This is a genomic window from Brevundimonas sp. RM1 (genome assembly GCF_052907225.1).
In genome coordinates this window covers 201,705-226,951 of record NZ_JBRERY010000003.1, presented here as the reverse complement: position 1 = coordinate 226,951, position 25,247 = coordinate 201,705, and the positions used below count along the sequence as shown (strand labels likewise).

Genomic DNA, 25,247 nt, shown 5'->3' with positions numbered 1-25,247 from the left:
CTCCCACGAGGGGAGAAGGATCATGACGCTGCCCGCCCCTTATCCCCCACTGGTGTCGGGCGGCGACGGTCTGGAGCGTTATCCGGCCGAGCCCGCCGTGCTGGCGGCCCGCATGGCCGCCCTCTATGGCGTCGGCGCCGATCAAGCGCTGCCGACGCGCGGACTGACGCACGGGCTGGAACTGGTCTGGCGCGTGGCCGCGCGTGACGGGCTGAGGGTGCAGGCGCCCGACGCCGAGCCCTATACGCAACTGGCCGCCCTCTACGCCCGCCTGGCCGAAGACGCCGACACCGCCGCCGTGGTCGTCCGCGCCCTCGGCTCGTCCGAGGCCGTAGCCGAGATGGCCGAGCGCGTCGCCCCCGCCTTGTTGGTCGTGGACGAAGGGCTGGTCGAGTTCGCCGAGGCGCCCTCGGCCGCCGCCGTGGTGAAGGACCACGCCAATCTGATCGTGCTGCGCAGCCTGTCGTTGGCCTATGGGCTGGCCGGGGCGCGGGTCGGGGCGGCGGTCGCGCAAGCGCAGACGCTGGCGCGGCTGGCCGGCGTGCTTGAGCCCTACGCCCTGCCCGAGATCTCGGTGCGGCTGGCGATGCAGGCGCTGGACCCGTCGCGGATGATGGAGACGGCCGAACGCATCAGCGCCGTGCGCCGCGAGCGCGCCCGCGTCGCCGAGGCCCTGTCGCGCATCATGGCGCTGGAAGCCGGGGTCGGGCCGGTGATCATCGCCAAACCCTCGGACCCGGCGGGCGCCGTGGAGGCCCTGCGCCGCTACGGCCTGGCCGCCGATCCGGCGGGCGAGCGAGTGCGCCTGCCCGTCTCGCTGAAGCCCGAGGTCAACGACCGCCTGTTGGCCGCGCTCGGCGCCGCCAGCCCGGCCGCGCGGCGCAACCGCACGGGTCAGGCCATTCGCGACACCAAGGAGACGCGCATCGTCTGCGCCGTCGATCTGGACAGCGCCGGGCCGGTGAAGATCGAGACCGGCGTCGGTTTCTTCGACCACATGATCGAACAGGTGGCGGCGCACGGCGGATTCTCCATCCGTCTGGCGTGCGAGGGCGACCTGCACATCGACCCGCACCACACGATCGAGGACTGCGCCATTGCGCTGGGTCAGGCGCTGAAACAGGCGCTGGGCGAGCGGCGCGGCATCGGCCGCTATGGCTTCGTCCTGCCGATGGACGAGGCCGAGGCGGCGGTGTCGATCGACCTGTCGGGGCGGCCCTATCCGGTGTTCGAGGGGACGTTCGCGACGCCGATGCTGGGCGACTACCGCACCGATCTGACGGCGCACGTCGTGCGATCGCTGGCCGAAAATCTGGGCGCGGCCGTCCACGTCCGCGTCACCGGCGACGACGACCACCACAAGACCGAGGCCGTGTTCAAGGCGCTGGGCCGCGCCCTGCGACAGGCGATCCGGGTCGAGGGCGATGTCGTGCCCAGCACCAAGGGCGTTCTGTGATGGCGGCCGCTGCTTCCCTTCTCCCCTTGAGGGAGAAGGTGGCCTGCGGAGCAGGTCGGATGAGGGGTGCGCTGGCCTCATCCTCAACGTCAGCCGTCCTGCATGCTGACACACCCCCCTCATCCGAGCGCCTCCGGCGCCCACCTTCTCCCACAAGGGGAGAAGAGCGATGAACGTCACCTTGATCGGTTACGGCTCGGGCAATGTGGCCTCGGTGCGGTTCGCGTTGGAACGGCTGGGCGCGCGGGTGCGGATCACCGACGACCCGGCCGATGTGGCTGAAGCAGAGCGGATCATCCTGCCCGGCGTCGGCGCGGCCGGTTACGCCATGCAGCGGCTGAATGCGTTGGGCCTGATCGAACCGCTGCGCCGATTTCCACGTCCGCTGCTGGGCGTATGCCTCGGCCAGCAGCTGCTGTTCGACGTCAGCGCAGAAGACGGCGAGGCCGACCTGCTGGGTCTGATCCCCGGTCGAGTCGAGGCCATCCTTCCCGCCCCGTCGCGCCCTTCGCCCCACATGGGGTGGAGCCGCTTGACGATCCGCCGCGACGACCCGCTGCTGGACGGCGTGCAAGACGGCGACTGGGCCTATTTCGTCCACGGCTATGTCTGCCCCGACGGTCCGGCGACCCTGGCCGCCGCCGACTATGGCGCGCCCGTGCCCGCCGTGGTCAACAGCGCCAACCGCTGGGGCTGCCAGTTTCACCCGGAACGGTCGGCCGCGCTCGGCGCGCGTATTCTAAAGAACTTCCTGGAGTTGCCCGCGTGATCATCTATCCCGCCATTGACCTGATCGAGGGCCATGCGGTTCGCCTGTTGCACGGCGATTTCAATCACGTGACCCGCTATGATTCCCACCCCGCCAACCGGCTGGCGGCCTTTGCCGCCGAGGGCGCCGAATGGATCCACGTCATCGACCTGGATGGAGCCCAGGCGGGCGAGGCGCGTCAGTATGAACTGATCGGCGACATGGCCCGGGCCGTGGACATCAAGGTCCAATCCGGCGGCGGCGTCCGCTCGGCAAAGGATATCGAGCACCTGCTGGGCGCCGGGATCAGCCGTGTCGTCATCGGCTCGCTGGCCGTCACCGACACGGATCAGGTGCTGAAATGGCTGGAGCAGTTCGGCCCCGACGCCATCGCCCTGGCCCTGGACGTCCGCTACGAGGACGGCCTGCCCGTGCCCGCCCTGAAGGGCTGGACCCAGTCGTCGGGCGTGGATCTGTGGAGCGTGCTGGAGCGCTATCCGGTCGGCATGCTGCGCCACATCCTGATCACCGACGTCGGTCGCGACGGCGCCCTGACCGGCCTGAACCAAGAGTTGCTGTCAGAGGCCATCCGCCGTCGCCCCGAGCTGGAGATTCAAGCCTCGGGCGGGGCCGCTGGTCTGGACGACCTGATCGCCGCCAAGGCCATCGGCTGCGCCGGCGCCATTACGGGCCGCGCCCTCTACGCCGGCCGCTTCACCGTGGCCGAAGCCATCAAGGCCGTGAACATGGCTCCGGTTTCGGCCAATGACCGCTAGGCGCATCATCCCCTGCCTCGACGTGAAGGACGGTCGCGTGGTCAAGGGCGTGCGGTTCGAGGGCCACGTCGACATGGGCGACGCCGCCGAACTGGCCGCGCGCTATCGCGATCAGGGCGCCGACGAACTGGTCTTCTACGACATCACGGCCAGCCCCGAGGGGCGGACGCTGGACTATGGCTGGGTGCAGGACATCGCCCGGTTGCTGGACATCCCCTTTTGCGTCGCAGGCGGCATCCGCAACGTGGAGCAGGCGGCGCGCTGCCTCGATCACGGGGCGGACAAGGTGTCGATCAACTCGCCCGCGCTGGAGCGGCCCGAACTGATCGGCGAGATGGCCGCGCGGCTGGGGCGGCAATGCGTCGTCGTCGGCGTCGACAGCGCCTTTGAGGGCGGCGAATGGCGGGTGCACAAATACACCGGCGATCCGGATGCTCGGCGCGGCGCCGGACGGCTGACGATGGAGTGGATCGTCGAGGCGCAGGAGCTGGGCGCGGGCGAGATCGTGCTGAACTGCATCGATCAGGACGGGGTGCGGCGCGGCTATGACCTGGACCAGTTGGCCGAAGCGCGGCGGCGGCTGACCATTCCGCTGGTGGCGTCCGGCGGGGCCGGAGCTGCCGAGCACTTCCGCGATGTGTTCGTGGAGGCGGACGTGTCGGGCGCGCTGGCGGCCAGCGTGTTTCACTCAAGCGCGATCGCGATTCCGGAACTCAAGCGTTACCTGGATGCGCAAGGCGTGGAGGTGAGGATATGACCCTCGACATCTCTCAGATCGACTTCTCCCAACTGGACTTCGCCAAGGGCGGCGGGCTGATCCCGGCCGTGGTGCAGGACGCCGACACCCTTCAGGTGCTGACGCTTGCCTATATGGACGAGGCGGCGCTGCGCGAGACGCTGGACAGCGGACAGGCCACCTTCTTCTCGCGCTCGCGCGGCGGACGGTGGCGCAAGGGCGAGACCTCGGGCGACTTCCTCAACGTCGTCTCGGTGACGCCCGACTGCGACGGCGACTCCGTGGTGGTGAAGGTGCGCCCGGTCGGAAACGCCTGCCACCTGAACCGCATCAGCTGTTTCGGCGAGGAGGACGCGCCCGGCCTGGGCCGCATCGGGCGGCTGGAGCGCACCATCCATGTCCGAGCCCAGGCCGACCCCAACGACAGCTGGACCGCCCGCCTCATCGCGCAGGGGCCCAAACGCGCCGCCCAGAAGGTCGGCGAAGAGGGCGTCGAGACGGCTCTGGCCGGGGCGGCGGGAGATAATGCGGAACTCGCCGGCGAGGCGGCGGATTTGATCTATCACCTACTGGTGCTTCTGCACGCGCGTCACATGGTGTTTCAGGACGTGCTGGACGTCTTGGCCCAGCGGGCGGAACCGGCCAATCACTCTGGCTGACCACGGTCACGCTTGGCGGGCCGATCTTCTGCAAGGGAGGCCTCAAGATGGCGGCTTTGATCCTGTTCGGCGGCGGCGGCGACCTGGCCATGCGGATGCTGTTGCCGTCGCTCTACTTCCTGGATCACGACGGGCTTCTGCCGCCGGAACTGAAGATCATCGGCGCCGCCCGGTCGCAGGAAACCGCCGAGGACTACATCGCCAAGGTGCGTCAGGCGGTGCAGCCCCGCGCCGAGGCCGCTGACGCCTGGGACGAGACGAGTTGGGCGCGCCTGACCCGGCGGCTCGAATACTTGGCGGTGGACGCCACCGACGCCGAAAGCCTGCGCGCGGTGAAGGCGCTGACGAGCGATGGCCCGATCACCTCTTTCCTGGCTGTGTCGCCTTCGCTCTACGGCCGCATCGTCACGGCGATGAAGACGGCCGGTCTGGCCGGTCCCGACGACCGCATCGTGCTGGAGAAGCCGGTCGGGCGCGATCTGGAAAGCTTCCGCGCCATCGACGACGCCGTGGCTCACGCCTTTGACGAGAGCCAGGTGTTCCGCATCGACCACTATCTCGGCAAGGAGACGGTGCAGAACCTGATCGCCCTGCGCTTCGGCAACGCCATCTTCGAGCCTTTGTGGAACAATCTCACCATCGACCATGTGCAGATCACGATCGGAGAAACGGTCGGCGTCGGCGACCGCTGGCCCTATTATGACGAATACGGCGCCCTGCGCGACATGGTGCAGAACCATATGCTGCAGCTGCTGTGTCTGGTGGCGATGGAGCCGCCCAGCGATCTGGACCCGGACTCGGTGCGCAATGAGAAGGTGAAGGTGCTGCGCTCACTTCGCCCCGTCACCGCCGAGGACGCCGAACGCGTCACCGTGCGCGGCCAGTATACGGCCGGGGAGGTCGAGGGTCGCCCGGTCGAGAGCTATGAGGCCGAACGCGGCCAGAAATCAGACACCGAAACCTTCGTCGCCATCCGCGCCGACATCGACAACTGGCGCTGGGCGGGGGTGCCCTTCTTCATGCGGACCGGCAAGCGGCTGGCCGAAAAGCGCACCGAGATCGTCATACAGTTCAAGCCGGTGCCCCACTCCATCTTCGGCCACGGAGAGCGCGGCGACATCTATGACAACCGGCTGGTGATCGAACTTCAGCCGGACGAGGACATTTCCCTGTCGGTGATGAACAAGAAGCCAGGGCTGGAGCAGCGGATGCAGCTTCAGCCGATCCGGATGAGCCTGTCGTGGGGGCAAGACGGCAAGGACGGCGCCCCTCCGCGCCGCCGCATCGCTTATGAGCGGCTGCTGCTGGACGCCCTCAACGGCGACTCCACCCTGTTCGTGCGCCGGGACGAGGCCGAGCAGGCCTGGAAATGGGTCGATGAAGTCGCCGACGCTTGGACGTGTCGCGAGTGCAAACCGCTGGACTATGCGGCGGGCGGTTGGGGACCGGAGGCGGCCGATCTGCTTCTGTCGCGCACGGGGCGGAAATGGAACGTGCGATGAGAAACGCAAACTCTCTTCCTTTTCCCCTCAGGGGAGAAGGTGGCCTGCGGAGCAGGACGGATGAGGGGGCTGTGTCCGCCCGCTCGACCTTTGACGTCGCGTCTGTATCCGGCCAGCCCCTCATCCGAGCCGCGCTGCGGCCCACCTTCTCCCTCGAGGAGAGAAGGAAGGTGTCAGTATGATCCAGGCCTTTCCCACCCACGATACTTGGGCCGAGGCCGCCGCTAATCGGCTGGCTACGGCGCTGGCGGATGCGGTGGCCGCTGACGGGCGCGCCCTGTTCGCCGGGTCGGGCGGATCGACGCCCTCGCCCGTCTATGCGCGGTTGGCGCAGGCCGATCTCGACTGGGCCCAGGTCACGGCGACGCTGGTGGATGAACGCTATGTGCCCGAAACCTCGCCGGACTCGAACGCGACCCTGCTGAAGCGCACCCTACTGAACGGCCCGGCCGCCGCCGCGCGGTTTATCCCGCTCTACAGCCCCGCCGTGACGGTGGATCGCGCGGCCGCCCTCGCCTCTCAGGCGCTGGCCGCTGAGGGCCGCCCGCTGGACGCCGTTCTGCTGGGCATGGGCGCGGACGGGCATATCTGCTCGATGTTCCCCGGCAGCCCGACGCTGACCACCCTGCTGACGCCCAGCCTCAAGCCTGCCGTCTACGGCGTGCCGGCCGGACGCGACGGCGCGGGGCCGCCGCAGGAGCGGCTGACGCTCAACCTGCCGTGGCTGGTCTCGGCGCGGCGGGTGGTGCTGGCCCTAACCGGGGCCAAGAAGCGCGCCGTATTCGAGCGTGAGGCGGCGAGCGATCCCGACGTCAGCCCCATCGCCGCCCTGATCGCGGCGAACGCCCCCCTTGAAGTGTTCTGGACGGAGGCCGACTGATGGCGCTCAATCCTGTGGTGGCCGAGGTCACCGCCCGCATCGTCGAACGCAGCCGCAAGACCCGCGCCGACTATCTGCGCCGCATGGACGCGGCGACCGGCTCCGGGTCGGGACGGGCCAAGCTGTCTTGCGCCAACTGGGCCCACGCCTTCGCCGGGCAGACGGTGGCGGACAAGCTGACAGCCATGACCGGCGCCCAGCCGAACCTCGGCGTCGTCACCGCCTATAACGACATGCTGTCGGCGCATCAGCCGTTCGAGCACTTTCCGGAGATCATCCGCAAGGCCGCACGCGAGGTCGGAGCCACGGCGCAGGTGGCGGGCGGAACCCCGGCCATGTGCGACGGCGTCACCCAAGGCCGCCCCGGCATGGAGCTGAGCCTGTTCAGCCGCGACGTCATCGCCATGTCGACAGGGGTGGCCCTGACCCACGACGCCTTCGACGCCGCCCTGATGCTGGGGGTGTGCGACAAGATCGTTCCCGGCCTGTTCATGGGCGCCCTGGCCTTCGGCCATCTGCCGGTGGTCTTCGCCCCGGCCGGGCCTATGCCCAGCGGCCTTCCCAACGCCGAGAAGGCCCGCATCCGCGCCGAATACGCCCAAGGCCTGATCGACCGCGCCGAACTGCTGAAAAGCGAGATCGCCTCGTACCACTCGCCCGGCACCTGCACCTTCTACGGAACGGCCAATTCCAACCAGATGATGATGGAGATCGCCGGGCTGCACCTGCCCTCGACCGCCTTCGTCCATCCCGACACCGGCCTGCGCGACGCCCTGACGGCGGCGGCGGCCAAGCGGGCGATCGAACTGGCGCGCGAGGGGCGCGGACGCATGGCCGACGTCGTGTCGGAGAAGACCATCGTCAACATGATCGTCGCCCTGCTGGCCACCGGCGGCTCGACCAATCACGCCATCCATCTGGTCGCCATGGCGCGCGCGGCGGGGGTGCTGATCGACTGGACCGACATGGACCAGTTGTCCTCGGTCACGCCGCTGCTGGCGCGGGTCTATCCGAACGGTTCGGCCGATGTGAACGCCTTCCAGGCGGCGGGCGGGGTCGCCTTCGTCACCCGCGAATTGGTTGAGGCGGGCAACCTGCACGCCGACGTGACCACCATCATGGGCCAAGGGCTGGAGCCTTATTTCAAGGAGCCCCGGCTGGAGGACGGCGCACTGGTCTGGCGCGACACGGTGAAGGAGAGTCTGGACCTCAGCATCCTGCGCCCCGCCTCGGACCCGTTCGACCGCGAGGGCGGCCTGCGGCTGGTGCAAGGCGATCTGGGCCGTGCGGTCATCAAGATCTCGGCGGTGAAGCCTGAGAACCGCATCGTCGAGGCCCCCGCCGCCGTGTTCGAAACGCAGGAAGACGCGCTTCAAGCCTTCAAGGACGGCAAGCTGAACCGCGATGTCGTGGTGGTGCTGCGCTTCCAAGGACCGCGCGCCAATGGGATGCCCGAACTGCACAGCCTGTCGCCGGCGCTCAGCGTGCTGCAGGACAAGGGCTTCAAGGTCGCCTTCGTCACCGATGGCCGCATGTCGGGCGCCAGCGGCAAGACGCCCGCCGCCATCCACGTCAGCCCCGAGGCCTTAGCAGGCGGCCCCCTGGCCCACGTGCGCGACGGCGACCTGATCCGGCTGGACCCGGAGGCCGGTGTGCTGACCACGGTCGGGGTCGGCGACCTGGGCGCGCGTCCGGCGGCGACGCGCTCGCGCGCCCATGCCGAGGGCTCGTCCTGGGGCTATGGCCGCGAGCTGTTCGGCGCCTTCCGTCAGGCGGTGTCGACGGCGGAGGAAGGGGCCAGCGTCTGTTTCGTCGCCCCCATCGGCGCGAACGGCCACGACGACGGCCCGCCCGATCCCAACCTGGTCGATCGCGCCGTGGACGCCTGAAGGAGAGCCGTATGACCGATCCCCTGCTTCTGGTCGGCGACGTCGGCGGCACAAACGCCCGCTTCGCCCTGGCCCGCATGGTCAACGGTCGCCCCCGGCTGGAGCATTTCGAGAGCTTCCCCGCCGAGACCCACCCGACCTTTCTGGACGGCGTGAAGGCCTATCTCGACGGCTGCCCGGTCAAGCCGACGGGCGGCGTCATCGCCGTGGCCGGGCCGGTGACGGACGGCGCCATCGACCTGACCAACTCGCCCTGGCGCGTGTCGGAGGGCGAGCTTCAGACGCTGGGGCTGAACCCGATCCGCCTGATCAACGACTTCGAGGCCCTGGCTTGGGGCGCGCCCATCGTGCCCGAAGACGAACTGGCGTCTCTGGGCGGCCCGGCCCAGGGCGATCCCCACGCCGCCATCGCCCTGGTCGGGCCGGGAACGGGTTTCGGCGTCTCCGCCCTGGCGCGCGACGCCCACGGCCGCGAGATGGCCCTGCCCAGCGAGGGCGGCCACGCCTGTTTCGCCCCTGGCGACGAAATCGAAGACGAAATCCTGCGCATCCTGCGCCGCCGCTACGACCGCGTCTCGATCGAACGGCTGATCTGCGGGCCGGGCCTGCTGAACCTGCACCGCGCCCTGGCCGAGATCGACGGTCGCGAGACCCACATCGACGACCCCGCCCAGATCACGGCCCAGGCGCTGGACGATCCGAACAGCCCCTGCGGCGCCACCCTGGCCCGTTTCTGCGCCATGCTGGGCGCTGTCGCCGGGGACATCGCCCTGACCACCGGCGCGCGCGGCGGGGTCTATATCGCCGGCGGGATCGCGCCGCGCATCCTGCCCTTCATCCAGGCCAGCCCCTTCCGTCGTCGGTTCGAGCGCAAGGGTCGGTTCCAGGACTATATGGCCGCCATTCCGACCAAGGTGATCCTGCATAAACACGCCGCCTTGCTGGGCGCCGCGCGCGTGGCCTTCGCCGAGGCGGGCTGAAAATGTGATCACAGGTGCGTGAACCGAATGTGATCCAGCGAGTTTCCAAGGCTCAACCATCTGGAGCACCATCATGCGCAAACTCGTTCTCGCCGCCGTCTCCATCGCCGCCCTGACCGGCCTGGCCGCCTGCCAGAACCCGGCCGAAAAGGAGGCCGACGCCCGCGCCGACGCCGTCGAGGCTCAGGCTGATGTGACGGCGACCCAGCTTGAGAACCAGGCCGACGCCGCCCCGACCGCAGCCCAGGCCGACGCCCTGAACGCTCAGGCGGACGCCGTGGAGAAGAAGGCCGATGAAAAAGCCGACGCCATCAAGGCTGAGGCCGGCAATCGCGACGGCGGCATGACCACCTCGAACACCCCGCCGAAGTCCTAAGCTGACATTGCACAGAAGAAGGGCCCCGTCGCGATCGCGGCGGGGCCCTTTTCATATCGGATTTGGGGAAGGCTTCAGACCTTGCCCTTCTCGAAGCCGGTCCAGCAGTCGTCATAGTCCAGCTGCATCAACGGCGTCTGTTCGGCCCAGGCCGTGGTGCGGATCGGCATCCGCGTCTCGAACATGAAGGCCAGGGTGTTCTCGATCTTGTGCGGCTTCAGATCGGCCTTGGTCGCGCCGTCCCAGCTGGCCTGATCCGGTCCGTGGCCGCTCATGCGGTTGTGCAAACTGGCCCCGCCGGGGGCGAAGCCGCCCGCCTTGGCGTCGTACTCGCCGAAGATCAGCCCCATGAACTCGCTCATGACGTTGCGGTGGAACCACGGCGGACGGAAGGTGTCCTCGGCCACCATCCAGCGCGGCGGGAAGATGACGAAGTCGCAGTTGGCCGTGCCGGGCGTGTCGCTGGGCGAGGTCAGAACGGTGAAGATCGACGGGTCCGGGTGGTCGTAGCTGACCGTGCCGATGGTGTTGAACCGCGCCGTATCATAGCGATAGGGGGCGTAGTTGCCGTGCCAGGCCACCACGTCCAGCGGGCTGTGGTCGAAGGTCGTGGCCCACAGCTGGCCGCCGTATTTCTGGACGCACTCGGTCGGGCGATCCACGTCCTCGAAAGCGGCGACCGGCGTCTCGAAATCGCGCGGATTGGCCAGACCGTTGGAGCCGATGGGGCCGAGGTCCGGCAGGCGGAAGGGCGCGCCGTAGTTCTCGCAGACATAGCCGCGCGCCTCTCCGTCCACCTCGACGCGGAAGCGGACACCGCGCGGGATGACGAGGATGTGGCCCGGCGCCGCCTCGATCACCCCCATCTCGGTGACGAAACGCTGCGTCCCGTGCTGCGGCACGATCAGCAGTTCGCCGTCGGCGGAATAGAAGACGCGGTCGACCATCGAGCGGTTGGCGACATAGAGGTGGACGCCCACCCCCGTGCCGGAATCGGCGCAACCGTTGCCGCCGTAGGTGGTCAGCCCCTCGACCCAGTCGGTCGGCTGGTCCGGCATGGGCAGCGGGTCCCAGCGCATCCGGTTGGGATTGGGCGGCGTCTCGGTGAAGGGGCCGGAGCGCACGCGGCCTTGCGCGAACGGCTGATACGGCCCGTGCTGGGCCGAGGGCCGCAGGCGATACAGCCAGCTGCGCAGATTGTGGTCACGCGGGGCGGTGAAGGCCGTGCCCGACAGCTGTTCTGCATAGAGGCCCAGCGCGGGGCGCTGCGGCGAGTTGCGGCCGACCGGCAGGGCGCCGTCCACCGCCTCGGTGGCGAAGTGGTTGGCGAAGCCTGTCTGATAGGCAGGCGCGTTGGATCGCGTCATGTCGTTTCTCCCTTGCCGGGAGGTGTAAGCGATCCTCGCCCAACCGTCACCCCGAGCCGCACGGCTTTGCCCTGGATAAAACGAGAAGCGTCAGAATCCTTGCGCTCTGGCCAGGCGTTCGGCGTGGAAGTGTGCGTCGCCGAGCAGCTCGTTCAGGACGCGGACGCGCTTCATGAACAGGCCGACGTCAAACTCGTCGGTCATGCCGACGCCGCCGTGCATCTGGACCGCCTCCTGCACCGCCAGTTCGGCGACGCGGCCGGCCTTGGCCTTGGCGATCCCCGCGGCCTGTTCGGCGTCGGGGCGGCCCGCGTCGATGGCCTGAAGCGCGGCCAGCGTGGCCGCCTTGGCCAGTTCCAGCTCAGTGAACAGGTGGGCGGCGCGGTGCTGCAGAGCCTGAAACTCGCCGATAAGCTTGCCGAATTGCTTGCGGGTTTTCAGATAGTCGAGGGTGGTCTTGAACGCCTGATCGCCTGCCCCAACCAGCGACGAAGCAGCGCAGGCGCGGCCCAGCGTCAAGGCGGCGTCCAGCGGCCCCTGCCCCTCGCCCACAGCGCCGACCACTGCGTCGGCGTCGACCTGAACCTCGCTGAGGGTCACGCGGGCGGCGTTGTGGGCGTCGACCATGACCGTGCGCTCGACCGAGACGCCCGGCGTCGCCGGATCGATCAGGAACAGGGTCAGGCCCTCATCCGTTTGCGCCGCCACGATCAGGGCGTCGGCGACGTGGCCGTCCAGCACAAAGCCCTTGGCGCCGTTCAGCTTGAAGCCGTTGCCGGACCGTTCGGCGCGCGCGGCGATCTTCGCGGGCGCGTGTTTGGGTCCTTCATCGACAGCGAGGCTGAGGATGACCTCGCCCGCCGCGATCTTGCCCAGCCAAGCCTTCTGCGCCTCTGATCCCGCCGTCTTCAGCACCGTCGCCGCCAGCACGGACGAACCCATGAAGGGCGACGGCGTCAGGGTGCGGCCCAGACTTTCGGCGATGACGCCCGCCTCGACGGCGCCGAGGCCCGAGCCGCCGTCTTCTTCAGCGATGACGACGCCGGAAAAGCCCATCTCGCCGAACGCCCGCCACAGGTCGCGCGAGACGCCGTCGGGGTCGCGGCTGTCGCGCAACTGGCGCAAGTGGGCGATGGGCGCGTGTTCTTTCAGGAAGCCGTCGGCGGCGTCCTGAAGCAAGGTCTGCTCTTCGGTCAGGATCAGGGGCATGGGCTCAGGCTCCCGGCAGTTGCAGCAGGTGTTTGGCGATGATGTTGAGCTGGACTTCGCTGGTGCCGCCCTCGATGGAGTTGGCCTTGGTGCGCAGCCAGTCGCGGGCGGCCTGGCCGTCGTTCGAGCGGTCGCCTTCCCATTCCAGCGCGTCCGATCCGCCCGCCGCCATGGCCAGTTCGTGGCGACGCTTGTTCAGTTCCGAGCCGTAGTATTTCAACATGGAGGCGATGGCCGGATGGGCCTGTTTCGCCTTCATCTGATCGCCCGCCCGCTCCATCGCCAGACGGAAGGCGGCGGCGTCGATGTCGTAGTCGGCGATACGGGCGCGCAAGCTTGGCTCATCCAGCCGCCCGGCCTCGTCCAGCCCCAGATGATCAGCCGCGACCTGACCCAGCGGTCGGCCGACCCCGGTATCGCCCATGGCGCCGATCATGGTTCGTTCATGCGCCAGTAGGGCCTTGGCCACGTCCCAGCCCCGGTTCAGCGTGCCGATCAGGTTCTGCTTCTCCACACGCACGTCGTCGAAGAAGGTCTCGCAGAAGGGCGACTTCCCGCTGATCAGGGTGATGGGCCGCGTCGTCACGCCCGGCGTCGCCATGTCGAACAGGACGAAGCTGATGCCCAGATGCTTGGGCGCCTCGGGGTCGGTGCGGACCAGGCAGAAGATCCAGTCGGCCTTGTCGGCGTAGGAGGTCCAGATCTTCTGGCCGTTGACGATCCAGTGGTCGCCCTGATCGACCGCGCGGGTCTGGATCGAGGCGAGATCGGACCCGGCGCCCGGCTCGGAATAGCCCTGACACCAGCGGATTTCGCCGCGCACGATGGGCGGCAGGAAGCGCTGCTTCTGTTCCTCTGTCCCGAAGGCCAGCAGGGCCGGGCCCAGCATCCAGACGCCGAAGCTGTAGAGCGCCGGATGGGCCTTGATGCGGCGCAGCTCGGCGGCCAGCACCTTGGCCTCTTCGCGGCTCAGCCCGCCGCCGCCGTATTCGCGCGGCCATTCCGGCGCGGTCCAGCCGCGTTCGGCCATGCGCTCCAGCCAGACCTTGTGCGCAGGGGTCGGATAGACGGCGTTGCGCCCGCCCCAGACCATATCCGCCTCAAGCGGCGGCGCGCCGCGACACTCCGGCGGGCAGTTCGCCTCCAGCCAGGCGCGCGTCTGCGCGCGGAACGTCTCCAGATCGGCCATGGCCGCCCTCCCTCGCGTTCTTGCTTGGGAAGGACGCTAGCCGGTCCTTTTTGAAAACGGAACCCTACTTCTTCGAGGGCAGGAAGGGCGAGAAGGTGATGACGGTGAAGGTGTCGCGGATGTGCGGGCGCGTCTGGACCTGCTTGGTCACGAAGGTGCCGATGTCGGCGTCCTTGGGCAGCTGGAACTTGGCCAGCAGGTCATGCTGGCCCGACGTCGAATAGACCTCGCTCACATTCTCGACATTATCGACCAGATCGGCCGCAACATCGTTGGCGTAGCCCAACTCGCATTTGATGAAGACGAAAATGGCGGTCATCATGGCCTTCAAGCCTCCCGTTCAAGCGGAGGTCTCTAGCGGATGGAGACGACATGGGTAAGGCTTTGTCGCCCGAGGCGACGCAGATGGAACGGGCCGCGGCCTATGAGGCGGCCTATAACAACCGCGCCCGCGTGCCGGGCCACCCCGCCATTCTGGATCGCTGGCGCAAGGACTCGCTGCGGGTGATCGACGCCCGGCGGCCCGAGACGATCGAATACGGCCCGTCCGAACGGCAGAAGATGGAATGGTTCGACGCGGGCGCGGGCGCGCCCGTCGCCGTCTTCATGCACGGCGGCTACTGGCAGGCGCTGGACCGCGGCTGGTTCGCCTGGGTGGCGCCCGCCCTGCTGGAGCATGGGATCAGCGTCGTCGTCCCCGGCTACGACCTGGCGCCCGCCGTCACGGTCGGCAAGATCATCGGCCAGATGCGCGAGGCGACGGAGTTCGTCCGCGCGCGCACCGGCAAACGGCCGCTGGTGTTCGGCCATTCGGTCGGCGGCCATATGGCGGCGGGCATGCTGTCCGAGGGTCGGGCGCGGGCGGCGCTGGCGATCTCGGGCGTGTTCGATCTGGAGCCGCTGGTCCACACCTCGCTGAACGAGGCGCTGAAGCTGGATACGCCGGTCGCGCGCGCCCTGTCGCCGATCCACTGGCCCGCGCCGAACGGCGCGACGCCCGGCGGCACCGCCCTGGACTGCTGGGTGGGCGGCGACGAAAGCAATGAGTTCGTCCGCCAAAGCCGCGAGATGGCCGCCGCCTGGGGCGGCAAGGGCGCCGACACCCATGTCGAGATCGTCGAGGGGGCCGACCACTTCACCGTGCTGGACCCTCTGGCCGATGCGGACAGCGCCATGGTGAAGCGGCTGGTGGAGCTGGCGACCGCCGAATAGCGGCGCTTACCAGGATTGATCCCCGCCGCCCTTGACGCCAAGGGCGGCGACCGTCGATCTGCGGCCGTCAGACTTGCGAAGGAGACCCCATGCGCCACGACCGCCTCAGCGTGCTCACCGCCCTTGAAACCCAGGGCGTGGTGCCGGTCTTCTATCACCCCGATTTCGAGGTCTGCGTCGAGGTGATCCGGGCCTGCGCGCGCGGCGGCGCCAAGGCGATCGAGTTCACCAATCGCGGCGACTTCGCCTGGGAGACCTTCACCGCCCTGTCGAAGGAGTTCGCGCGCACCGACCCTGACATCATCATGGGCGTCGGCTCGATCCTGGATGCGCCGACGGCGGCCCTCTACCTGGCGTCGGGCGCGCGCTTCGTCATCAGCCCCTGCCTGGTCCCCGAGGTCGCCAAGGTCTGCAACCGCCGCCAGGTGGCCTATTCGCCCGGCTGCGGCTCGGTGCGCGACATCTCCGAGGCGCAGGAGCTGGGCTGCGAGATCGTCAAGCTGTTCCCCGGCGCATCCGTCGGCGGACCGGACTTCGTCAAGGCGGTGCTGGGCCCCATGCCCTGGAGCAAGATCATGCCGACCGGCGGGGTCGACCCGGACGAAGCCTCCATCGCAAAATGGTTCGGCGCCGGCATCGTGGCGACCGGAATGGGGTCCAAGCTGATCACCGAGGCCGCCATTCAGGCGAAGGACTGGGCCGGCATCGAGGCCAAGGTGCGCCAGACCGTCGAGGCGATCGCGGCGTTCCGGGCGAAGTAGCCACGCCTCCTTCCCCGTCCCTATCCCGCCGTCGTTCTCGGGCTTGACCCGAGAACGACGGCGGAGAGGAAGCAAGTAGCAGTCCCAAAAAAAAGGCCCCGCCGGTCAAACCAGCGGGGCCTCTTCATATTCAGATGCAGACGCCAATCAGGCGGCGACGTCGCCCTTGGCGGCCAGCTTGGCCTGGTGGGCGGCCATGCCGGCGGCGATCAGCTCGGCGGCCTCGCCAGCGTCGCCCCAGCCCTTGACCGTGACCGACTTGCCCTTCTCCAGATCCTTGTAACGGGTGAAGAAGTGCTCGATCTGCTCGATCAGGATGGCGGGCAGCTGACGGTAGCTGGAGACCTCGGTGTAATAGGGGTTCAGCTTGTCGACCGGCACGGCCAGGATCTTTTCGTCGCCGCCGGCTTCATCGACCATCTTCAGCACGCCGATCGGACGCGAACGGATGACGCAGCCCGGCACCACCGGCGTCGGGTTCAGCACGATCACGTCGCAGGGATCGCCGTCGTCCGACAGGGTGTGCGGCACGAAGCCGTAGTTGCCCGGATAGTACATGGCGGTGTGCAGGAAGCGGTCGACGAACAGGGCGCCCGATTCCTTGTCCATTTCATACTTCACCGGCAGGCCGCCCTGCGGGATCTCGATGATGACGTTGATGTCCCACGGCGCGTTGGGGCCGACCGGGATGGCGTCGATGTTCATGATACGCTCTTGTTGCAGGTGCGAACGGGGAGAATTGACGCGCGTGATAAGCTTTGCGCGGCTTTACGGCAAGCGTCGCGGCGATCACGCTTGCCTTGCGGCGGCCGACGTGGCGTCAATCAGGCATGAGTCTGTTTGATTGGATCGCCCTGTTCGTCTTTGTCGTCGCCTGGCTGGGCTACGGCCCGCTGATCCGCCTGGTGGCGCGGCGCAGCGGTTCGCTCAACATGGACATGCTGGCGGTGCGCGACGCCTGGATGCGCGCCATGACCCACCGCGAGATGCGGCTGATCGACAGCCAGCTGATGGGCCATTCGATCAACTCCGGCTCCTTCTTCGCCTCGACCAATCTGCTGTTGATCGCCGCCGTGGCCGGGGTGCTGTTTGGGGGCGAAGCGGCCATACGCGGTTTCGCCGCCGTCGGCGCAGAGCCCGTCACGCCGCGCCTGATGGAGGCCAAGCTGGCCCTGGTGCTGCTGTGCCTGGCGCGCGGCTTCCTCGACTTCATCTGGTCGCTGCGTCAGTTGAACTACACCGTCGCCCTGATCGGCGCCGCGCCGGAAATCCACGAGGAAGCCGACCGCGTCGCCTATGGCCGCGCCGTGGCGCGGGTGCTCAACCCCGCCCTGACCAACTTCAACCAAGGCGTTCGCGGCTATTATTTCGCCCTGGCCGCCGCCGCCTGGCTGTTCGGGCCGCTATGGCTGATGTTGGGAGCGGTGTCTGTGTTCGCCCTCCTGGCCTGGCGCCAGCTGGCCTCGCCCGCCGCCGGCGCCATTCGACAGGCTCGCCGCCTGCTGGAGCGGGGCTGATCATCTCGCAACTGCGAAATCAACGAAGCGCGCCCGCATTTCAGGATCATGGGATTGAGCGTCGAACTTCGTAACACCCCGTGATTGTATATGATTGAATCGGGACTTGTATTTTTGTGCGCTGCAAACTAACTTGGCTTTCGACGCTTTCGAGCGTCTTGCCCTTCCTGGGCGTTTCCTCCCTATAGACTTTCCAAAGCCGCGCCGTTTGGCGCGGCTCTTTTTTTGCCTCGAGCGCAGCCGTCAGGCGCGCCAGTCGGCGCAAAGCTCGGCGATCACCCGACGCAGGGCCGAGCGGCAGCGCTTCCACCCCGGCGACGGCGCCCAGACCGCCTCATCCCAGTACAGACCCCGGCTCAGTTCAATCTGGACGGCCTGAAAGCCCTCATCCGGCCGCCCCCAGATCTGGGTCGCATAGCCGCCCGCATAGGGCCGGTTCAGCCCCACCGTCAGCCCTTGCGCCTCGAACAAGCGCCGCAGACGTCGCGTCAGCAGCGCCTCGCAACTGGTCCCGTGCCGGTCGCCCAGCACCACGTCCACCGCCCCGTTCGTCGCCCGCGCGGGCATGGAATGCCAGTCGATCAACACCGCCCGCCCGGACCGCGCCCGCGCCGCCCGCATCATCTCCGCCAGGGCCGCGTGATAGGGGGCGTGCACCCGCGCCACCCGCGCCTCCGCCTCGCTCCGCATCAGCCGTCGCCCATAAAGCGGCGTCCCGTCGCCCGCCAGCCGCGCCAGCACGCCATAGCCGGCCTGGGCCTTGGCGCTGACGCGCGACGCGACCGCATCGACGATCAGAGCCGGATCCCACTCGTCCGGCGCCCGGTTCAGATCGACATAGGCCCGGCCGATACACGCGGCGATCAGGCCCGCCCCCTCCCCCGGCCCGCAGTCGATCAGTTGATCCACGGCCGCGTCTTCGGCGCTGCGAACCGCGCGCGCAGAGGCCGTCGCCCCCATGTCGTCGGGATAGAGATCGCCCGAATGCGGCGAGGCGAACACCAGGGGCGTCGCCCGCCCGGCGTCCGCCGGAACAATCCAGAAGGGCGGCTGAGGCGCATCCATGCCTTCGCCATAGCCTGCTTCGCAGCGGAAGGCGCGTCCCGATGCCGCCGCGCCCCCGCTCGTCTTCATCGCCGGTTTACCCGGCTAGGCCTAGGTTGGCCGCCAATTCCCCAACGGTTTCGATACGATCATGGCGCGCATTCTTCTGGCCGAAGACGACAATTCTCTTCGCGGCTTTCTGACCCGCGCCCTAGAGCGGGCCGATCATGAGGTCGTGGCCTGCGAGAACGGCGACGACGCCATCGACGCCCTGGACCAGGGCCCCTACGACCTGCTGCTGACCGACATCGTCATGCCGGGCGCCGACGGCATCGAGGTCGCCCGCGTCGCCGCCGCCCGCCAACCGGGCCTGCGCATCATGTTCATCACCGGCTTCGCCGCCGTCGCCCTCAGCGCCGCCCAGGCCTCGCCCCAGGCCAAGGTTCTGTCCAAACCCGTCCACCTGCGCGACCTGGTGAACGAGGTCGAACGCATGATCGCGGCCTAAGCGAAAGAAAAGTCGAAGAAAGGCGTCAAAGCCCCTTGCAGGCCCCGCAAACTGCGGGTTATAGACGCCGCCTTCCTGCCCACCGACACATCAGTCGGCCGGGCCGCAGAATAGGCGGACGCGTAGCTCAGCGGGAGAGCACTACGTTGACATCGTAGGGGTCACAGGTTCAATCCCTGTCGCGTCCACCATTCTCTTTCAACCTTAGAGATGCAGTCCGACTGTCATTGGCCAGAAACTGACCCACTTCCTTGGTTGGCCGTCCTTAAGTGTTAGCCTGACAACCACTCCGTTGCGTCATGCGCGCCTCCCCACCTTGCGGATCGGTCTTCGTTTTCATCTTCTGGAAAGTTCGGAAGAGTTGTTCTGGAATGCGCAGCGCTGATCTTGTCCGGCGCCATTTCAGCCACAAGCCGCTTCGCTCTGGGTAGCCACGGTCGCAAGCCAAGCCTCTTCGAGCTTGGGACGAAGCACGCCCAAACAGGCAGGCTTCAAGACCAATATCGGTTTCGTTCAACTCGCAGGCAATTTTCACGACGGATCAGGCAGCGCTCCATAGTTGTTGTTGTACCGCCTTCCAGGGATAGGCATTGTAAACTTGAGGGCAGACCAAACCTCATTAAAGCTAAGGGCGGTGTTCTCGACCATGCCATGCTGATACCCGATCCTTATAACTTCGCGGATATTCAGATCCGTGCGATTTTGCTTACCCTTTGGCCAGGACACCCAAAGTCGTCCTTTGGGCGCAACGTGGTTTCTGAGGGTGGGGAATTGCTCATTCAGGTCAGAAGCCGTCAGAACGAAGAGATGGATATGATCAAACATCCCGTCCAGTGAGCTAGGGATCTCCAGTTCCGGTAACTTCATCGCGGCGTGCGCATCACTCGGCGCGCCAATGAAGTAAGCCCGAGAACCCGCTCTCAAGCCCATCTTTTCCGCCACTGTGCGCACTACCTGCCTCCCTTCGGTTGGTTTTATCCCCGCGCTCAAGACGCCGAGAATCCATCATGAAAGGCGACGCTGCCGGATACTTTTGAGCCATCGAGAGATAGTTTCATGAAGTACTCAGGAGGCGCCTCGTCGTATCGCACCGCGGGATCGTGTTCGAATCCGAAGCGCCGATAGTAGTCAGGGTCGCCCAGGACGACGCAGCCGCCCGCGCCAATAGCCTTCAGTTGTTCCAGACCGGCCCGGATCAGCATGCCGCCAAGGCCTTGGCCGTGGAGCTTCGGCGTGACGGAAACTGGGCCGAGGCCGAACCAGCCGATGTCCGCGCCATTGATCGTGACCGGCGAGAACGCAACGTGTCCGACAATTTCACCTTCATCAGTCGCGACAAGGGAAAGGGCGAGAGCATTTTTTGCCCGCAAGGCGTCGATAATCGCGCCTTCGGCGCCAGAGCTGTGTTCTGCGACCTTGAAAGCAGCTTCCGTCACCCGACGAATGTCTGACGCATCTTGCGGTATTTCTAGTCGAATATTGTACTTCATTGATTCCATTCCTTTAAAGGTGCTTTCGGCTTAGCTAACACGCCGAAAGAGGTGAGGTAGAGGCCGATCACTGATCTACGCAAACAGGCTTTCATGACGTTCGGATGCGGCCATGTTCAGCATATGGCTGAGCCCGCGAAGCGCACATCCGGCGGTCAGGGCGGACTTGAGAGCCAGGTCGCCCAGGCTCGCTCGTTGACGCGCCATATCAGCAAGTTGTTGGACGCCGTCCTGGAAAGCGTCGCGCTTGGAGTCGCCGCCAAGGTTCGCCGCCGTGGCGCGCGCCTATCCTGAAGGCCCGACGGGCGCGGACTACACCTCGATCGTCAACGAGCGGCACTTCGAGCGCCTGAAGGGGCTGCTGGGCGACGCTCGGACGAAGGGTGCCCGCGTCATCGAAGTCGGCGTCCATCCGGAGACCGCTGAGACGCGCTCCCGCACCCTCGCGCCGGCCTTGGTGATCGGCGCCGGCGACGACGCGGGGTTGATGCAGGAGGAAATCTTCGGACCAATCCTGCCGGTGCGCACTTATCGCACGATCGACGAGGTGATCGCCCATGTGAACGACCGCCCCCGGCCCTTGGCGCTGTATTATTTCGGCGACGAGGATGCGGGTTGCGCGCGTATGCTCGGTTCCACCACATCCGGCAACGTCGGGATCAACAACACGCTGATGCATGTCGCTCAGGAAGACTTGCCCTTCGGCGGCGTTGGCGCGAGCGGCATGGGCGCCTATCACGGCATCGAAGGCTTCCGCGCCCTGAGCCACGCCAAGGGCGTCTTCGTTCAGGGCCGCTGGAACCTGACGGGTTTGATCCGCGCGCCATTCGGCACATCGGCCGCAAGAGTGCTGAACGTGGTTCTGCGGAGATAAGGCGATATTGTTTGTCTTGGGCCGGGGGAGGCAGAGCCCCAACGCGCTCTCTGCGCCAGCACCAGCCGATACGAGACTGAAGGCTAAAGTTGCGATCAGTTCTCATATTGAGCCACCCTTAACTGGTTTTGAGCCAGTTCTAAGTGGTCCCGACAAAAGAATGGCGACCCCGGGAGGACTCCAACCTCCGACCTCGGCTTTAGGAAAGCCTTGCTCTATGCAGCTGAGCTACGGGGCCACGGCGTCACTGCCTAAAGGAGGTTGCAGCGTCAGGGAAGCCCTTGCGGTCGCCCGTCACGTCACAGCATGCGCGCGGCCGTTCCGCCTTGTGGTTAAAGGCCGTTAAGCTACAATCTCTAGTATGGAACAAAGCCTGAATCGACGGACGTCGCCGATTCGGTCATGATTCGTTTCGCCCGTGTTCCAGCGTGCGGTAAGGTTCCGCTTACCATTCGCCCCTGCCCTAGACATTCACGCTCGCCCCTCCCTCCGCGCCGCTTGTGAAAGCCTTCAGTGTTCGCCACCTTGGGCCGGTCATGAGCGACCGTTCCGCAGGCATGGCTCCATCGCGCGTCACGGCGATCCTGGGCCCCACCAACACCGGCAAGACCCATCTGGCGGTCGAACGGATGCTGGGTCACGCCTCGGGCATGATCGGCCTGCCGCTGCGGCTGCTGGCGCGCGAGATTTATGAGCGGATCGTCAAGCGGCGCGGGGCGGCCTCGGTCGCCCTGATCACCGGCGAGGAGAAGATCGTCCCGCCGCGCCCCGCCTATTTCGTCTGCACGGTCGAGGCCATGCCACTGGAGCGGTCGGCCGACTTCCTGGCGGTGGACGAGATCCAGCTGGTCGCCGATCCCGAGCGCGGCCACGTCTTCACCCAGCGGCTGCTGCACGCGCGCGGACGGTTCGAGACCATGTTCCTGGGCGCCGGGACGATGGCGCCGCTGATGCGGTCGCTGGTTCCGGACGCGGAGATCGTCACCCGCGACCGGCTGTCGACGCTGAGCTACGCCGGGTCGAAGAAGCTGACGCGCCTGCCGCGCCGCAGCGCCGTCGTCGCCTTCTCGACCGAGCAGGTTTACGCCATCGCCGAACTGCTGCGCCGTCAGAGGGGCGGGGCGGCCGTGGTCATGGGCTCGCTCAGCCCCCGCACCCGCAACGCCCAGGTCGAGCTGTTCCAGTCGGGCGAGGTGGACTTCCTGGTCGCCACCGACGCCATCGGCATGGGGCTGAACATGGACGTGGACCATGTGGCGTTCGCGGGGTTGCGGAAGTTCGACGGGCGGCGCACCCGCTGGCTGCACGCCGCCGAGATCGGCCAGATCGCCGGGCGCGCAGGGCGGCACCTGCGCGACGGCACGTTCGGCGTCACCGGCGAGGCGGAAGAGCTGGACGAGGATCTGGTCGAGCAGGTGGTCGAGCACCGCTTCGACCCGATCGAGGCGGCCGAGTGGCGCAGCGGGCGGTTGGATTTCGATACGCTGCCTGACCTGTTGCGGTCGCTGACCGTGACGCCGGACCGGCATGGGCTCCGGCTGACGGCTCAGGCGCTGGACGAGACCCTGCTGCGGCGCTTTGCGGTCGATGAGGACGTCCGGAAGATCGCCCGTTCGCGCGGCGCCCTGATGCGTCTGTGGGAAACGTGCCAGTTGCCCGACTTCCAGAAGACGACGCTGGACGAGCACGCCCGTCTGTCAAAGGAGGTCTTCACCGCCCTGACCAGCCGTCGCGGGCGGCTGACCGAGGACTGGGTCGCGCCGCGTTTCAACGACCTGGACCGCGACGACGGCCAAATCGACCAGTTGTCGGCGCGGCTGTCGGGGGTGCGGACCCTCAGCTACATCGCCAACCGGCCCGACTGGCTGGCGGGGGCGCAGGAATGGCGCGACCGAACCAAGGCGCTGGAGGAACGGCTCAGCGACGTGCTGCACGAGCGGCTGACGGCGCGTTTCGTCGATCGGCGCACGGCGGCCCTCATGCGGGCGCTGAACGTGCGCTCCGACGTGCTGGCGGGCGTGGCCGACGACGGCGAGGTCACGGTCGAGGGCGAAGTGGTCGGCCATCTGGACGGGGTGTGCTTCACCGTCGACGCGGGCGGATCGGCCCTGGCCGACCGGGCGCTGCGGCAGGCGGCGACGCGGGCCGTGGGGCCGGAGGTGGCGCGGCGGCTGGGGCGGCTGGCGGCGGATGAGGACGCGGCCTTTTCCGTCACGCCCGACGGCGGGGTGCTGTGGAACGGCGCCCTGACCGGGCGCATCGTCAACGAAGACCCCTTCTCGCCGCGCGTGCGGCTGCTGGGCGAGCTGGGGCCGGCCCCCGCGCGCGAGCGGGCCGAGCGGCGCATGGAGGCCTGGCTGGCGGCCGAGGCGGGGCGGGCGCTGAAGCCGCTGAAGCGGCTACGCCATGCGATCGAGAGCGGCGCCCTGACCGGCCTGCCGCGCGGGCTGGCGTTCCGACTGATCGAGGCGGGCGGCCTGATCCCCCGGCGCGAGGTCGAGCGCGATCTGGCGGCTTTGAGCCAGCATGAACGGCGCACGCTGAAGACCTTCGCCATCCGGGTCGGCGCCCATTCGGTCTGGCTGCCCGGCGTGATGAAGCCGCGCGGCGCGGCGTTGGCGCAGGCCTTCCTGCCGCGCGAAGCGATCAACGGCCTAGCGGGCGAAGGTCTGTCAGCTCTGCCGGAACCGCCGCCGTCGGCGCGCGCCCTGTCCGCCTTCGGCCGCCGCTCGGTCGGGCGCTGGACCGCGCCGGTCGAAACGCTGGAAGCCTTCGCCGACGCCCAGAAGGCGGCAGGCAAGGCGCCGCTGTCGGATGAAGCCCTGGACAGCCTCGGCTGGACGGCGGATCAGGCCAGGGCCATCCAGGCCGCCCTACGCACGCCGCGCGCCGAGCGAGCGACGTCCTCCGGCAAGCCGACGGCCCCGCCCAAGGATTCGCCCTTCGCCGCCCTGGCGCAGCTGACCCAGCCGCCCCGCCCGACCCCCTCCGCCAAACCCAAGGCGGCGCGCCGATCCCGGCGTCGCCCGCGACGCGCCGCGTCTCAGGGGGCGGGCCAGAACGCCGAATGAGCCTCGAAAGCTGCCGCATCGACGTCTGGCTGTGGCGCGCGCGCTTCGCCAAGACGCGAAGTCTGGCCGCGGCCATGGTCGAACAGGGCGCGATCCGCCTGACGCACAACGGCGCCCAGTCCCGGCTCGACAAGCCCAGCCGCAGCGTCCATCCCGGCGACGAGGTGCTGTTCGCCCAAGGCGGGCGTCTCATCGCCGTGCGCGTGGTGCAGATGGGCGAAAGACGCGGCCCGCCCGAGGAAGCCCGCGCCCTCTATGAGCCGCTGGACGTACCGACCTAGCCCGCCGCCTTCACGAACTCGCCTTCGATGTGCAGCTTCACCTCGTCGCCCAGGGCGGGCAGGCCGAAGGTGATGCCGAAGTCGGAACGCTTTATGGTCGCCTCGCCGTCGAAGCCGGCCTTATAGCCGCCGCGCGTCGGGCCGGCCTGATTGAACTCCACCTCCATGACCACCGGACGGGTCACGCCGCGCAGGGTCAGCTCGCCGTGGACCGTCGCCTCGTCGCGATCATCGGCGTCGACCATGATCCGGGTCGAGCGGAAGATGGCGACCGGATGGTTGGCGGTATCGAAGAAGTCCGCCGTCTGCAGATGGCGGTTCAGCCCGTCCGAGTTCGACGCCACGTCCGTCAGGGGAATGGTCGCGGTCAAGGTGCTGGCGGACGGGTTAGCGGGGTCCAGCTTCAGCTCGGCCTGGACGTTCACGAACTGGCCGACATAGGTCGAGAAGCCCAGATGATCGACGGACCAGGTGATCTTGCCGTGCTCCGGATCCAGCCTGTAGTCGCCGTGCTGGACCTCGGACGGAACCTTGGTCAAGGCGGACTGGGCCACGACCGCGCCGCCGGCCAGAAGGCTCAACGCCAGGCCGGCCGCGCCGATGCGGCCGAGGACGGAACGAGAGATGAAACCTTGATTGAAACGCATGGGGACAGGCCTCCGGGCGGACGATGATCAGGCGTCATGACGGTGAAGCGCGGCCCGGCGCCGTCGGGCCTGAAC

Annotated in this window: 26 protein-coding genes and 2 tRNA genes; 18 read left to right on the top strand and 10 right to left on the bottom strand. The window is 67.8% G+C overall.

What is annotated here, in order from left to right; translation table 11 throughout:
• Window positions 1-22: 22 nt before the first annotated feature.
• The 10 genes from hisB to ACU5AP_RS04805 all read left to right on the top strand — a co-directional run bounded on the left by hisB (window position 23) and on the right by ACU5AP_RS04805 (window position 10,002).
• The gene (hisB, locus tag ACU5AP_RS04850; RefSeq protein WP_088410471.1) at window positions 23-1,456 is read left to right on the top strand and encodes an imidazoleglycerol-phosphate dehydratase HisB; all 1,434 of its coding nucleotides are present in this window, start codon (window positions 23-25) and stop codon (window positions 1,454-1,456) included.
• Window positions 1,457-1,625: 169 nt separating this feature from the next.
• The gene (gene hisH, locus ACU5AP_RS04845) at window positions 1,626-2,225 is read left to right on the top strand and encodes an imidazole glycerol phosphate synthase subunit HisH (RefSeq protein WP_128718784.1); all 600 of its coding nucleotides are present in this window, start codon (window positions 1,626-1,628) and stop codon (window positions 2,223-2,225) included.
• Window positions 2,222-2,980: a 1-(5-phosphoribosyl)-5-[(5-phosphoribosylamino)methylideneamino]imidazole-4-carboxamide isomerase gene (gene hisA / locus ACU5AP_RS04840; RefSeq protein WP_128718785.1), complete on the top strand. Its 759-nt coding sequence runs from the start codon at window positions 2,222-2,224 to the stop codon at window positions 2,978-2,980. The genes hisH and hisA overlap by 4 nt, the downstream gene beginning before the upstream one ends.
• On the top strand, window positions 2,970-3,737 hold the full coding sequence (hisF, locus tag ACU5AP_RS04835) for an imidazole glycerol phosphate synthase subunit HisF (RefSeq protein WP_446680868.1): 768 nt from the start codon (window positions 2,970-2,972) through the stop codon (window positions 3,735-3,737). Before hisA ends, hisF begins: the two co-directional genes overlap by 11 nt.
• Window positions 3,734-4,375: a bifunctional phosphoribosyl-AMP cyclohydrolase/phosphoribosyl-ATP diphosphatase HisIE gene (gene hisIE / locus ACU5AP_RS04830; protein WP_446680867.1), complete on the top strand. Its 642-nt coding sequence runs from the start codon at window positions 3,734-3,736 to the stop codon at window positions 4,373-4,375. The genes hisF and hisIE overlap by 4 nt, the downstream gene beginning before the upstream one ends.
• Before the next feature lie 47 nt (window positions 4,376-4,422).
• Complete coding sequence (gene zwf, locus ACU5AP_RS04825; protein ID WP_446680866.1) at window positions 4,423-5,877, top strand: glucose-6-phosphate dehydrogenase; 1,455 nt, start codon at window positions 4,423-4,425, stop codon at window positions 5,875-5,877.
• Window positions 5,878-6,055: 178 nt separating this feature from the next.
• Complete coding sequence (pgl, locus tag ACU5AP_RS04820; protein ID WP_128718789.1) at window positions 6,056-6,757, top strand: 6-phosphogluconolactonase; 702 nt, start codon at window positions 6,056-6,058, stop codon at window positions 6,755-6,757.
• Window positions 6,757-8,646: a phosphogluconate dehydratase gene (gene edd, locus ACU5AP_RS04815; protein WP_128718790.1), complete on the top strand. Its 1,890-nt coding sequence runs from the start codon at window positions 6,757-6,759 to the stop codon at window positions 8,644-8,646. The genes pgl and edd overlap by 1 nt, the downstream gene beginning before the upstream one ends.
• A gap of 11 nt (window positions 8,647-8,657) precedes the next feature.
• Entirely contained in the window at window positions 8,658-9,626 is a 969-nt protein-coding gene (gene glk, locus ACU5AP_RS04810; protein ID WP_128718791.1) for a glucokinase, read from the top strand.
• Window positions 9,627-9,699: 73 nt separating this feature from the next.
• A complete protein-coding gene (locus tag ACU5AP_RS04805; protein ID WP_076224290.1) occupies window positions 9,700-10,002 on the top strand; it encodes a hypothetical protein in 303 nt (100 codons plus the stop codon).
• A 74-nt stretch (window positions 10,003-10,076) separates the two neighbouring features.
• On the opposite strand, the gene hmgA is transcribed toward ACU5AP_RS04805, so the two are convergent.
• The 4 genes from hmgA to ACU5AP_RS04785 all read right to left on the bottom strand — a co-directional run bounded on the left by hmgA (window position 10,077) and on the right by ACU5AP_RS04785 (window position 14,089).
• Window positions 10,077-11,369, bottom strand: coding sequence for a homogentisate 1,2-dioxygenase (hmgA, locus tag ACU5AP_RS04800; protein ID WP_128718792.1), 1,293 nt, complete (start codon window positions 11,367-11,369; stop codon window positions 10,077-10,079).
• A 90-nt stretch (window positions 11,370-11,459) separates the two neighbouring features.
• Window positions 11,460-12,578 (bottom strand): acyl-CoA dehydrogenase family protein, encoded by a 1,119-nt coding sequence (locus tag ACU5AP_RS04795; protein WP_312990636.1) that lies wholly within the window; start codon window positions 12,576-12,578, stop codon window positions 11,460-11,462.
• 4 nt (window positions 12,579-12,582) lie between these two features.
• The gene (locus ACU5AP_RS04790; RefSeq protein ID WP_128718794.1) at window positions 12,583-13,767 is read right to left on the bottom strand and encodes an acyl-CoA dehydrogenase family protein; all 1,185 of its coding nucleotides are present in this window, start codon (window positions 13,765-13,767) and stop codon (window positions 12,583-12,585) included.
• A gap of 64 nt (window positions 13,768-13,831) precedes the next feature.
• Complete coding sequence (locus ACU5AP_RS04785) at window positions 13,832-14,089, bottom strand: Lrp/AsnC ligand binding domain-containing protein (RefSeq protein WP_040347054.1); 258 nt, start codon at window positions 14,087-14,089, stop codon at window positions 13,832-13,834.
• Window positions 14,090-14,139: 50 nt separating this feature from the next.
• On the opposite strand from ACU5AP_RS04785, the gene ACU5AP_RS04780 reads away from it, so the two are divergent.
• Both ACU5AP_RS04780 and ACU5AP_RS04775 read left to right on the top strand, forming a co-directional pair.
• Complete coding sequence (locus ACU5AP_RS04780) at window positions 14,140-14,979, top strand: alpha/beta hydrolase (protein ID WP_046652281.1); 840 nt, start codon at window positions 14,140-14,142, stop codon at window positions 14,977-14,979.
• A gap of 89 nt (window positions 14,980-15,068) precedes the next feature.
• Window positions 15,069-15,740: a bifunctional 4-hydroxy-2-oxoglutarate aldolase/2-dehydro-3-deoxy-phosphogluconate aldolase gene (locus tag ACU5AP_RS04775; RefSeq protein ID WP_128718795.1), complete on the top strand. Its 672-nt coding sequence runs from the start codon at window positions 15,069-15,071 to the stop codon at window positions 15,738-15,740.
• Window positions 15,741-15,887: 147 nt separating this feature from the next.
• Here the strand turns inward: ACU5AP_RS04775 and ppa are convergent, their stop codons facing one another.
• Window positions 15,888-16,445 carry an inorganic diphosphatase gene (gene ppa / locus ACU5AP_RS04770; protein WP_003166163.1) on the bottom strand — a complete coding sequence of 186 codons (558 nt, stop codon included), beginning with the start codon at window positions 16,443-16,445 and terminating at the stop codon, window positions 15,888-15,890.
• A 125-nt stretch (window positions 16,446-16,570) separates the two neighbouring features.
• Here ppa and ACU5AP_RS04765 point away from each other — a divergent pair, with 125 nt between their 5' ends.
• Window positions 16,571-17,257 (top strand): DUF599 domain-containing protein, encoded by a 687-nt coding sequence (locus ACU5AP_RS04765; protein WP_003166164.1) that lies wholly within the window; start codon window positions 16,571-16,573, stop codon window positions 17,255-17,257.
• Between the two features lie 243 nt (window positions 17,258-17,500).
• On the opposite strand, the gene ACU5AP_RS04760 is transcribed toward ACU5AP_RS04765, so the two are convergent.
• Window positions 17,501-18,391, bottom strand: coding sequence for an N-formylglutamate amidohydrolase (locus ACU5AP_RS04760; RefSeq protein ID WP_446680865.1), 891 nt, complete (start codon window positions 18,389-18,391; stop codon window positions 17,501-17,503).
• A 61-nt stretch (window positions 18,392-18,452) separates the two neighbouring features.
• Here ACU5AP_RS04760 and cpdR point away from each other — a divergent pair, with 61 nt between their 5' ends.
• Together cpdR and ACU5AP_RS04750 are read left to right on the top strand one after the other, a co-directional pair.
• Window positions 18,453-18,809, top strand: a complete 357-nt coding sequence (cpdR, locus tag ACU5AP_RS04755) for a cell cycle two-component system response regulator CpdR (RefSeq protein WP_003166166.1) — start codon at window positions 18,453-18,455, stop codon at window positions 18,807-18,809.
• A gap of 116 nt (window positions 18,810-18,925) precedes the next feature.
• A tRNA-Val gene (locus ACU5AP_RS04750) sits at window positions 18,926-19,000 on the top strand.
• A 340-nt stretch (window positions 19,001-19,340) separates the two neighbouring features.
• On the opposite strand, the gene ACU5AP_RS04745 is transcribed toward ACU5AP_RS04750, so the two are convergent.
• Window positions 19,341-19,760, bottom strand: a complete 420-nt coding sequence (locus ACU5AP_RS04745) for a hypothetical protein (RefSeq protein ID WP_198478748.1) — start codon at window positions 19,758-19,760, stop codon at window positions 19,341-19,343.
• A 35-nt stretch (window positions 19,761-19,795) separates the two neighbouring features.
• Complete coding sequence (locus ACU5AP_RS04740; protein ID WP_128718875.1) at window positions 19,796-20,299, bottom strand: GNAT family N-acetyltransferase; 504 nt, start codon at window positions 20,297-20,299, stop codon at window positions 19,796-19,798.
• A gap of 274 nt (window positions 20,300-20,573) precedes the next feature.
• Between ACU5AP_RS04740 and ACU5AP_RS04735 the strand changes: the two genes are divergently transcribed.
• Complete coding sequence (locus tag ACU5AP_RS04735) at window positions 20,574-21,173, top strand: aldehyde dehydrogenase family protein (protein WP_312990665.1); 600 nt, start codon at window positions 20,574-20,576, stop codon at window positions 21,171-21,173.
• Window positions 21,174-21,334: 161 nt separating this feature from the next.
• Here the strand turns inward: ACU5AP_RS04735 and ACU5AP_RS04730 are convergent.
• A tRNA-Arg gene (locus tag ACU5AP_RS04730) sits at window positions 21,335-21,411 on the bottom strand.
• A gap of 298 nt (window positions 21,412-21,709) precedes the next feature.
• Here ACU5AP_RS04730 and ACU5AP_RS04725 point away from each other — a divergent pair.
• Together ACU5AP_RS04725 and ACU5AP_RS04720 are read left to right on the top strand one after the other, a co-directional pair.
• Window positions 21,710-24,244: a helicase-related protein gene (locus tag ACU5AP_RS04725; protein ID WP_128718877.1), complete on the top strand. Its 2,535-nt coding sequence runs from the start codon at window positions 21,710-21,712 to the stop codon at window positions 24,242-24,244.
• Window positions 24,241-24,525, top strand: a complete 285-nt coding sequence (locus ACU5AP_RS04720; RefSeq protein WP_128718878.1) for an RNA-binding S4 domain-containing protein — start codon at window positions 24,241-24,243, stop codon at window positions 24,523-24,525. The genes ACU5AP_RS04725 and ACU5AP_RS04720 overlap by 4 nt, the downstream gene beginning before the upstream one ends.
• Here the strand turns inward: ACU5AP_RS04720 and ACU5AP_RS04715 are convergent.
• A complete protein-coding gene (locus tag ACU5AP_RS04715; RefSeq protein ID WP_128718879.1) occupies window positions 24,522-25,172 on the bottom strand; it encodes a YceI family protein in 651 nt (216 codons plus the stop codon). The genes ACU5AP_RS04720 and ACU5AP_RS04715 overlap by 4 nt on opposite strands.
• Window positions 25,173-25,247: the final 75 nt, after the last annotated feature.

What these genes read in the sequence shown, in the direction of transcription:
- ACU5AP_RS04765 (WP_003166164.1), top strand. Translation starts at nt 16,571, where the DNA reads ATGAGTCTGTTTGATTGGATCGCCCTGTTCGTCTTTGTCGTCGCCTGG.
- glk (WP_128718791.1), top strand. Translation starts at nt 8,658, where the DNA reads ATGACCGATCCCCTGCTTCTGGTCGGCGACGTCGGCGGCACAAACGCC.
- cpdR (WP_003166166.1), top strand. Translation starts at nt 18,453, where the DNA reads ATGGCGCGCATTCTTCTGGCCGAAGACGACAATTCTCTTCGCGGCTTT.
- ACU5AP_RS04795 (WP_312990636.1), bottom strand. Translation starts at nt 12,578, where the DNA reads ATGCCCCTGATCCTGACCGAAGAGCAGACCTTGCTTCAGGACGCCGCC.
- hisH (WP_128718784.1), top strand. Translation starts at nt 1,626, where the DNA reads ATGAACGTCACCTTGATCGGTTACGGCTCGGGCAATGTGGCCTCGGTG.
- ACU5AP_RS04740 (WP_128718875.1), bottom strand. Translation starts at nt 20,299, where the DNA reads ATGAAGTACAATATTCGACTAGAAATACCGCAAGATGCGTCAGACATT.
- ACU5AP_RS04760 (WP_446680865.1), bottom strand. Translation starts at nt 18,391, where the DNA reads ATGAAGACGAGCGGGGGCGCGGCGGCATCGGGACGCGCCTTCCGCTGC.
- ACU5AP_RS04775 (WP_128718795.1), top strand. Translation starts at nt 15,069, where the DNA reads ATGCGCCACGACCGCCTCAGCGTGCTCACCGCCCTTGAAACCCAGGGC.
- hisIE (WP_446680867.1), top strand. Translation starts at nt 3,734, where the DNA reads ATGACCCTCGACATCTCTCAGATCGACTTCTCCCAACTGGACTTCGCC.
- hisB (WP_088410471.1), top strand. Translation starts at nt 23, where the DNA reads ATGACGCTGCCCGCCCCTTATCCCCCACTGGTGTCGGGCGGCGACGGT.
- edd (WP_128718790.1), top strand. Translation starts at nt 6,757, where the DNA reads ATGGCGCTCAATCCTGTGGTGGCCGAGGTCACCGCCCGCATCGTCGAA.
- ACU5AP_RS04785 (WP_040347054.1), bottom strand. Translation starts at nt 14,089, where the DNA reads ATGATGACCGCCATTTTCGTCTTCATCAAATGCGAGTTGGGCTACGCC.
- ACU5AP_RS04805 (WP_076224290.1), top strand. Translation starts at nt 9,700, where the DNA reads ATGCGCAAACTCGTTCTCGCCGCCGTCTCCATCGCCGCCCTGACCGGC.
- pgl (WP_128718789.1), top strand. Translation starts at nt 6,056, where the DNA reads ATGATCCAGGCCTTTCCCACCCACGATACTTGGGCCGAGGCCGCCGCT.
- ppa (WP_003166163.1), bottom strand. Translation starts at nt 16,445, where the DNA reads ATGAACATCGACGCCATCCCGGTCGGCCCCAACGCGCCGTGGGACATC.
- zwf (WP_446680866.1), top strand. Translation starts at nt 4,423, where the DNA reads ATGGCGGCTTTGATCCTGTTCGGCGGCGGCGGCGACCTGGCCATGCGG.
- ACU5AP_RS04790 (WP_128718794.1), bottom strand. Translation starts at nt 13,767, where the DNA reads ATGGCCGATCTGGAGACGTTCCGCGCGCAGACGCGCGCCTGGCTGGAG.
- hisF (WP_446680868.1), top strand. Translation starts at nt 2,970, where the DNA reads ATGACCGCTAGGCGCATCATCCCCTGCCTCGACGTGAAGGACGGTCGC.
- ACU5AP_RS04725 (WP_128718877.1), top strand. Translation starts at nt 21,710, where the DNA reads ATGAGCGACCGTTCCGCAGGCATGGCTCCATCGCGCGTCACGGCGATC.
- ACU5AP_RS04715 (WP_128718879.1), bottom strand. Translation starts at nt 25,172, where the DNA reads ATGCGTTTCAATCAAGGTTTCATCTCTCGTTCCGTCCTCGGCCGCATC.
- ACU5AP_RS04720 (WP_128718878.1), top strand. Translation starts at nt 24,241, where the DNA reads ATGAGCCTCGAAAGCTGCCGCATCGACGTCTGGCTGTGGCGCGCGCGC.
- ACU5AP_RS04780 (WP_046652281.1), top strand. Translation starts at nt 14,140, where the DNA reads ATGGGTAAGGCTTTGTCGCCCGAGGCGACGCAGATGGAACGGGCCGCG.
- hmgA (WP_128718792.1), bottom strand. Translation starts at nt 11,369, where the DNA reads ATGACGCGATCCAACGCGCCTGCCTATCAGACAGGCTTCGCCAACCAC.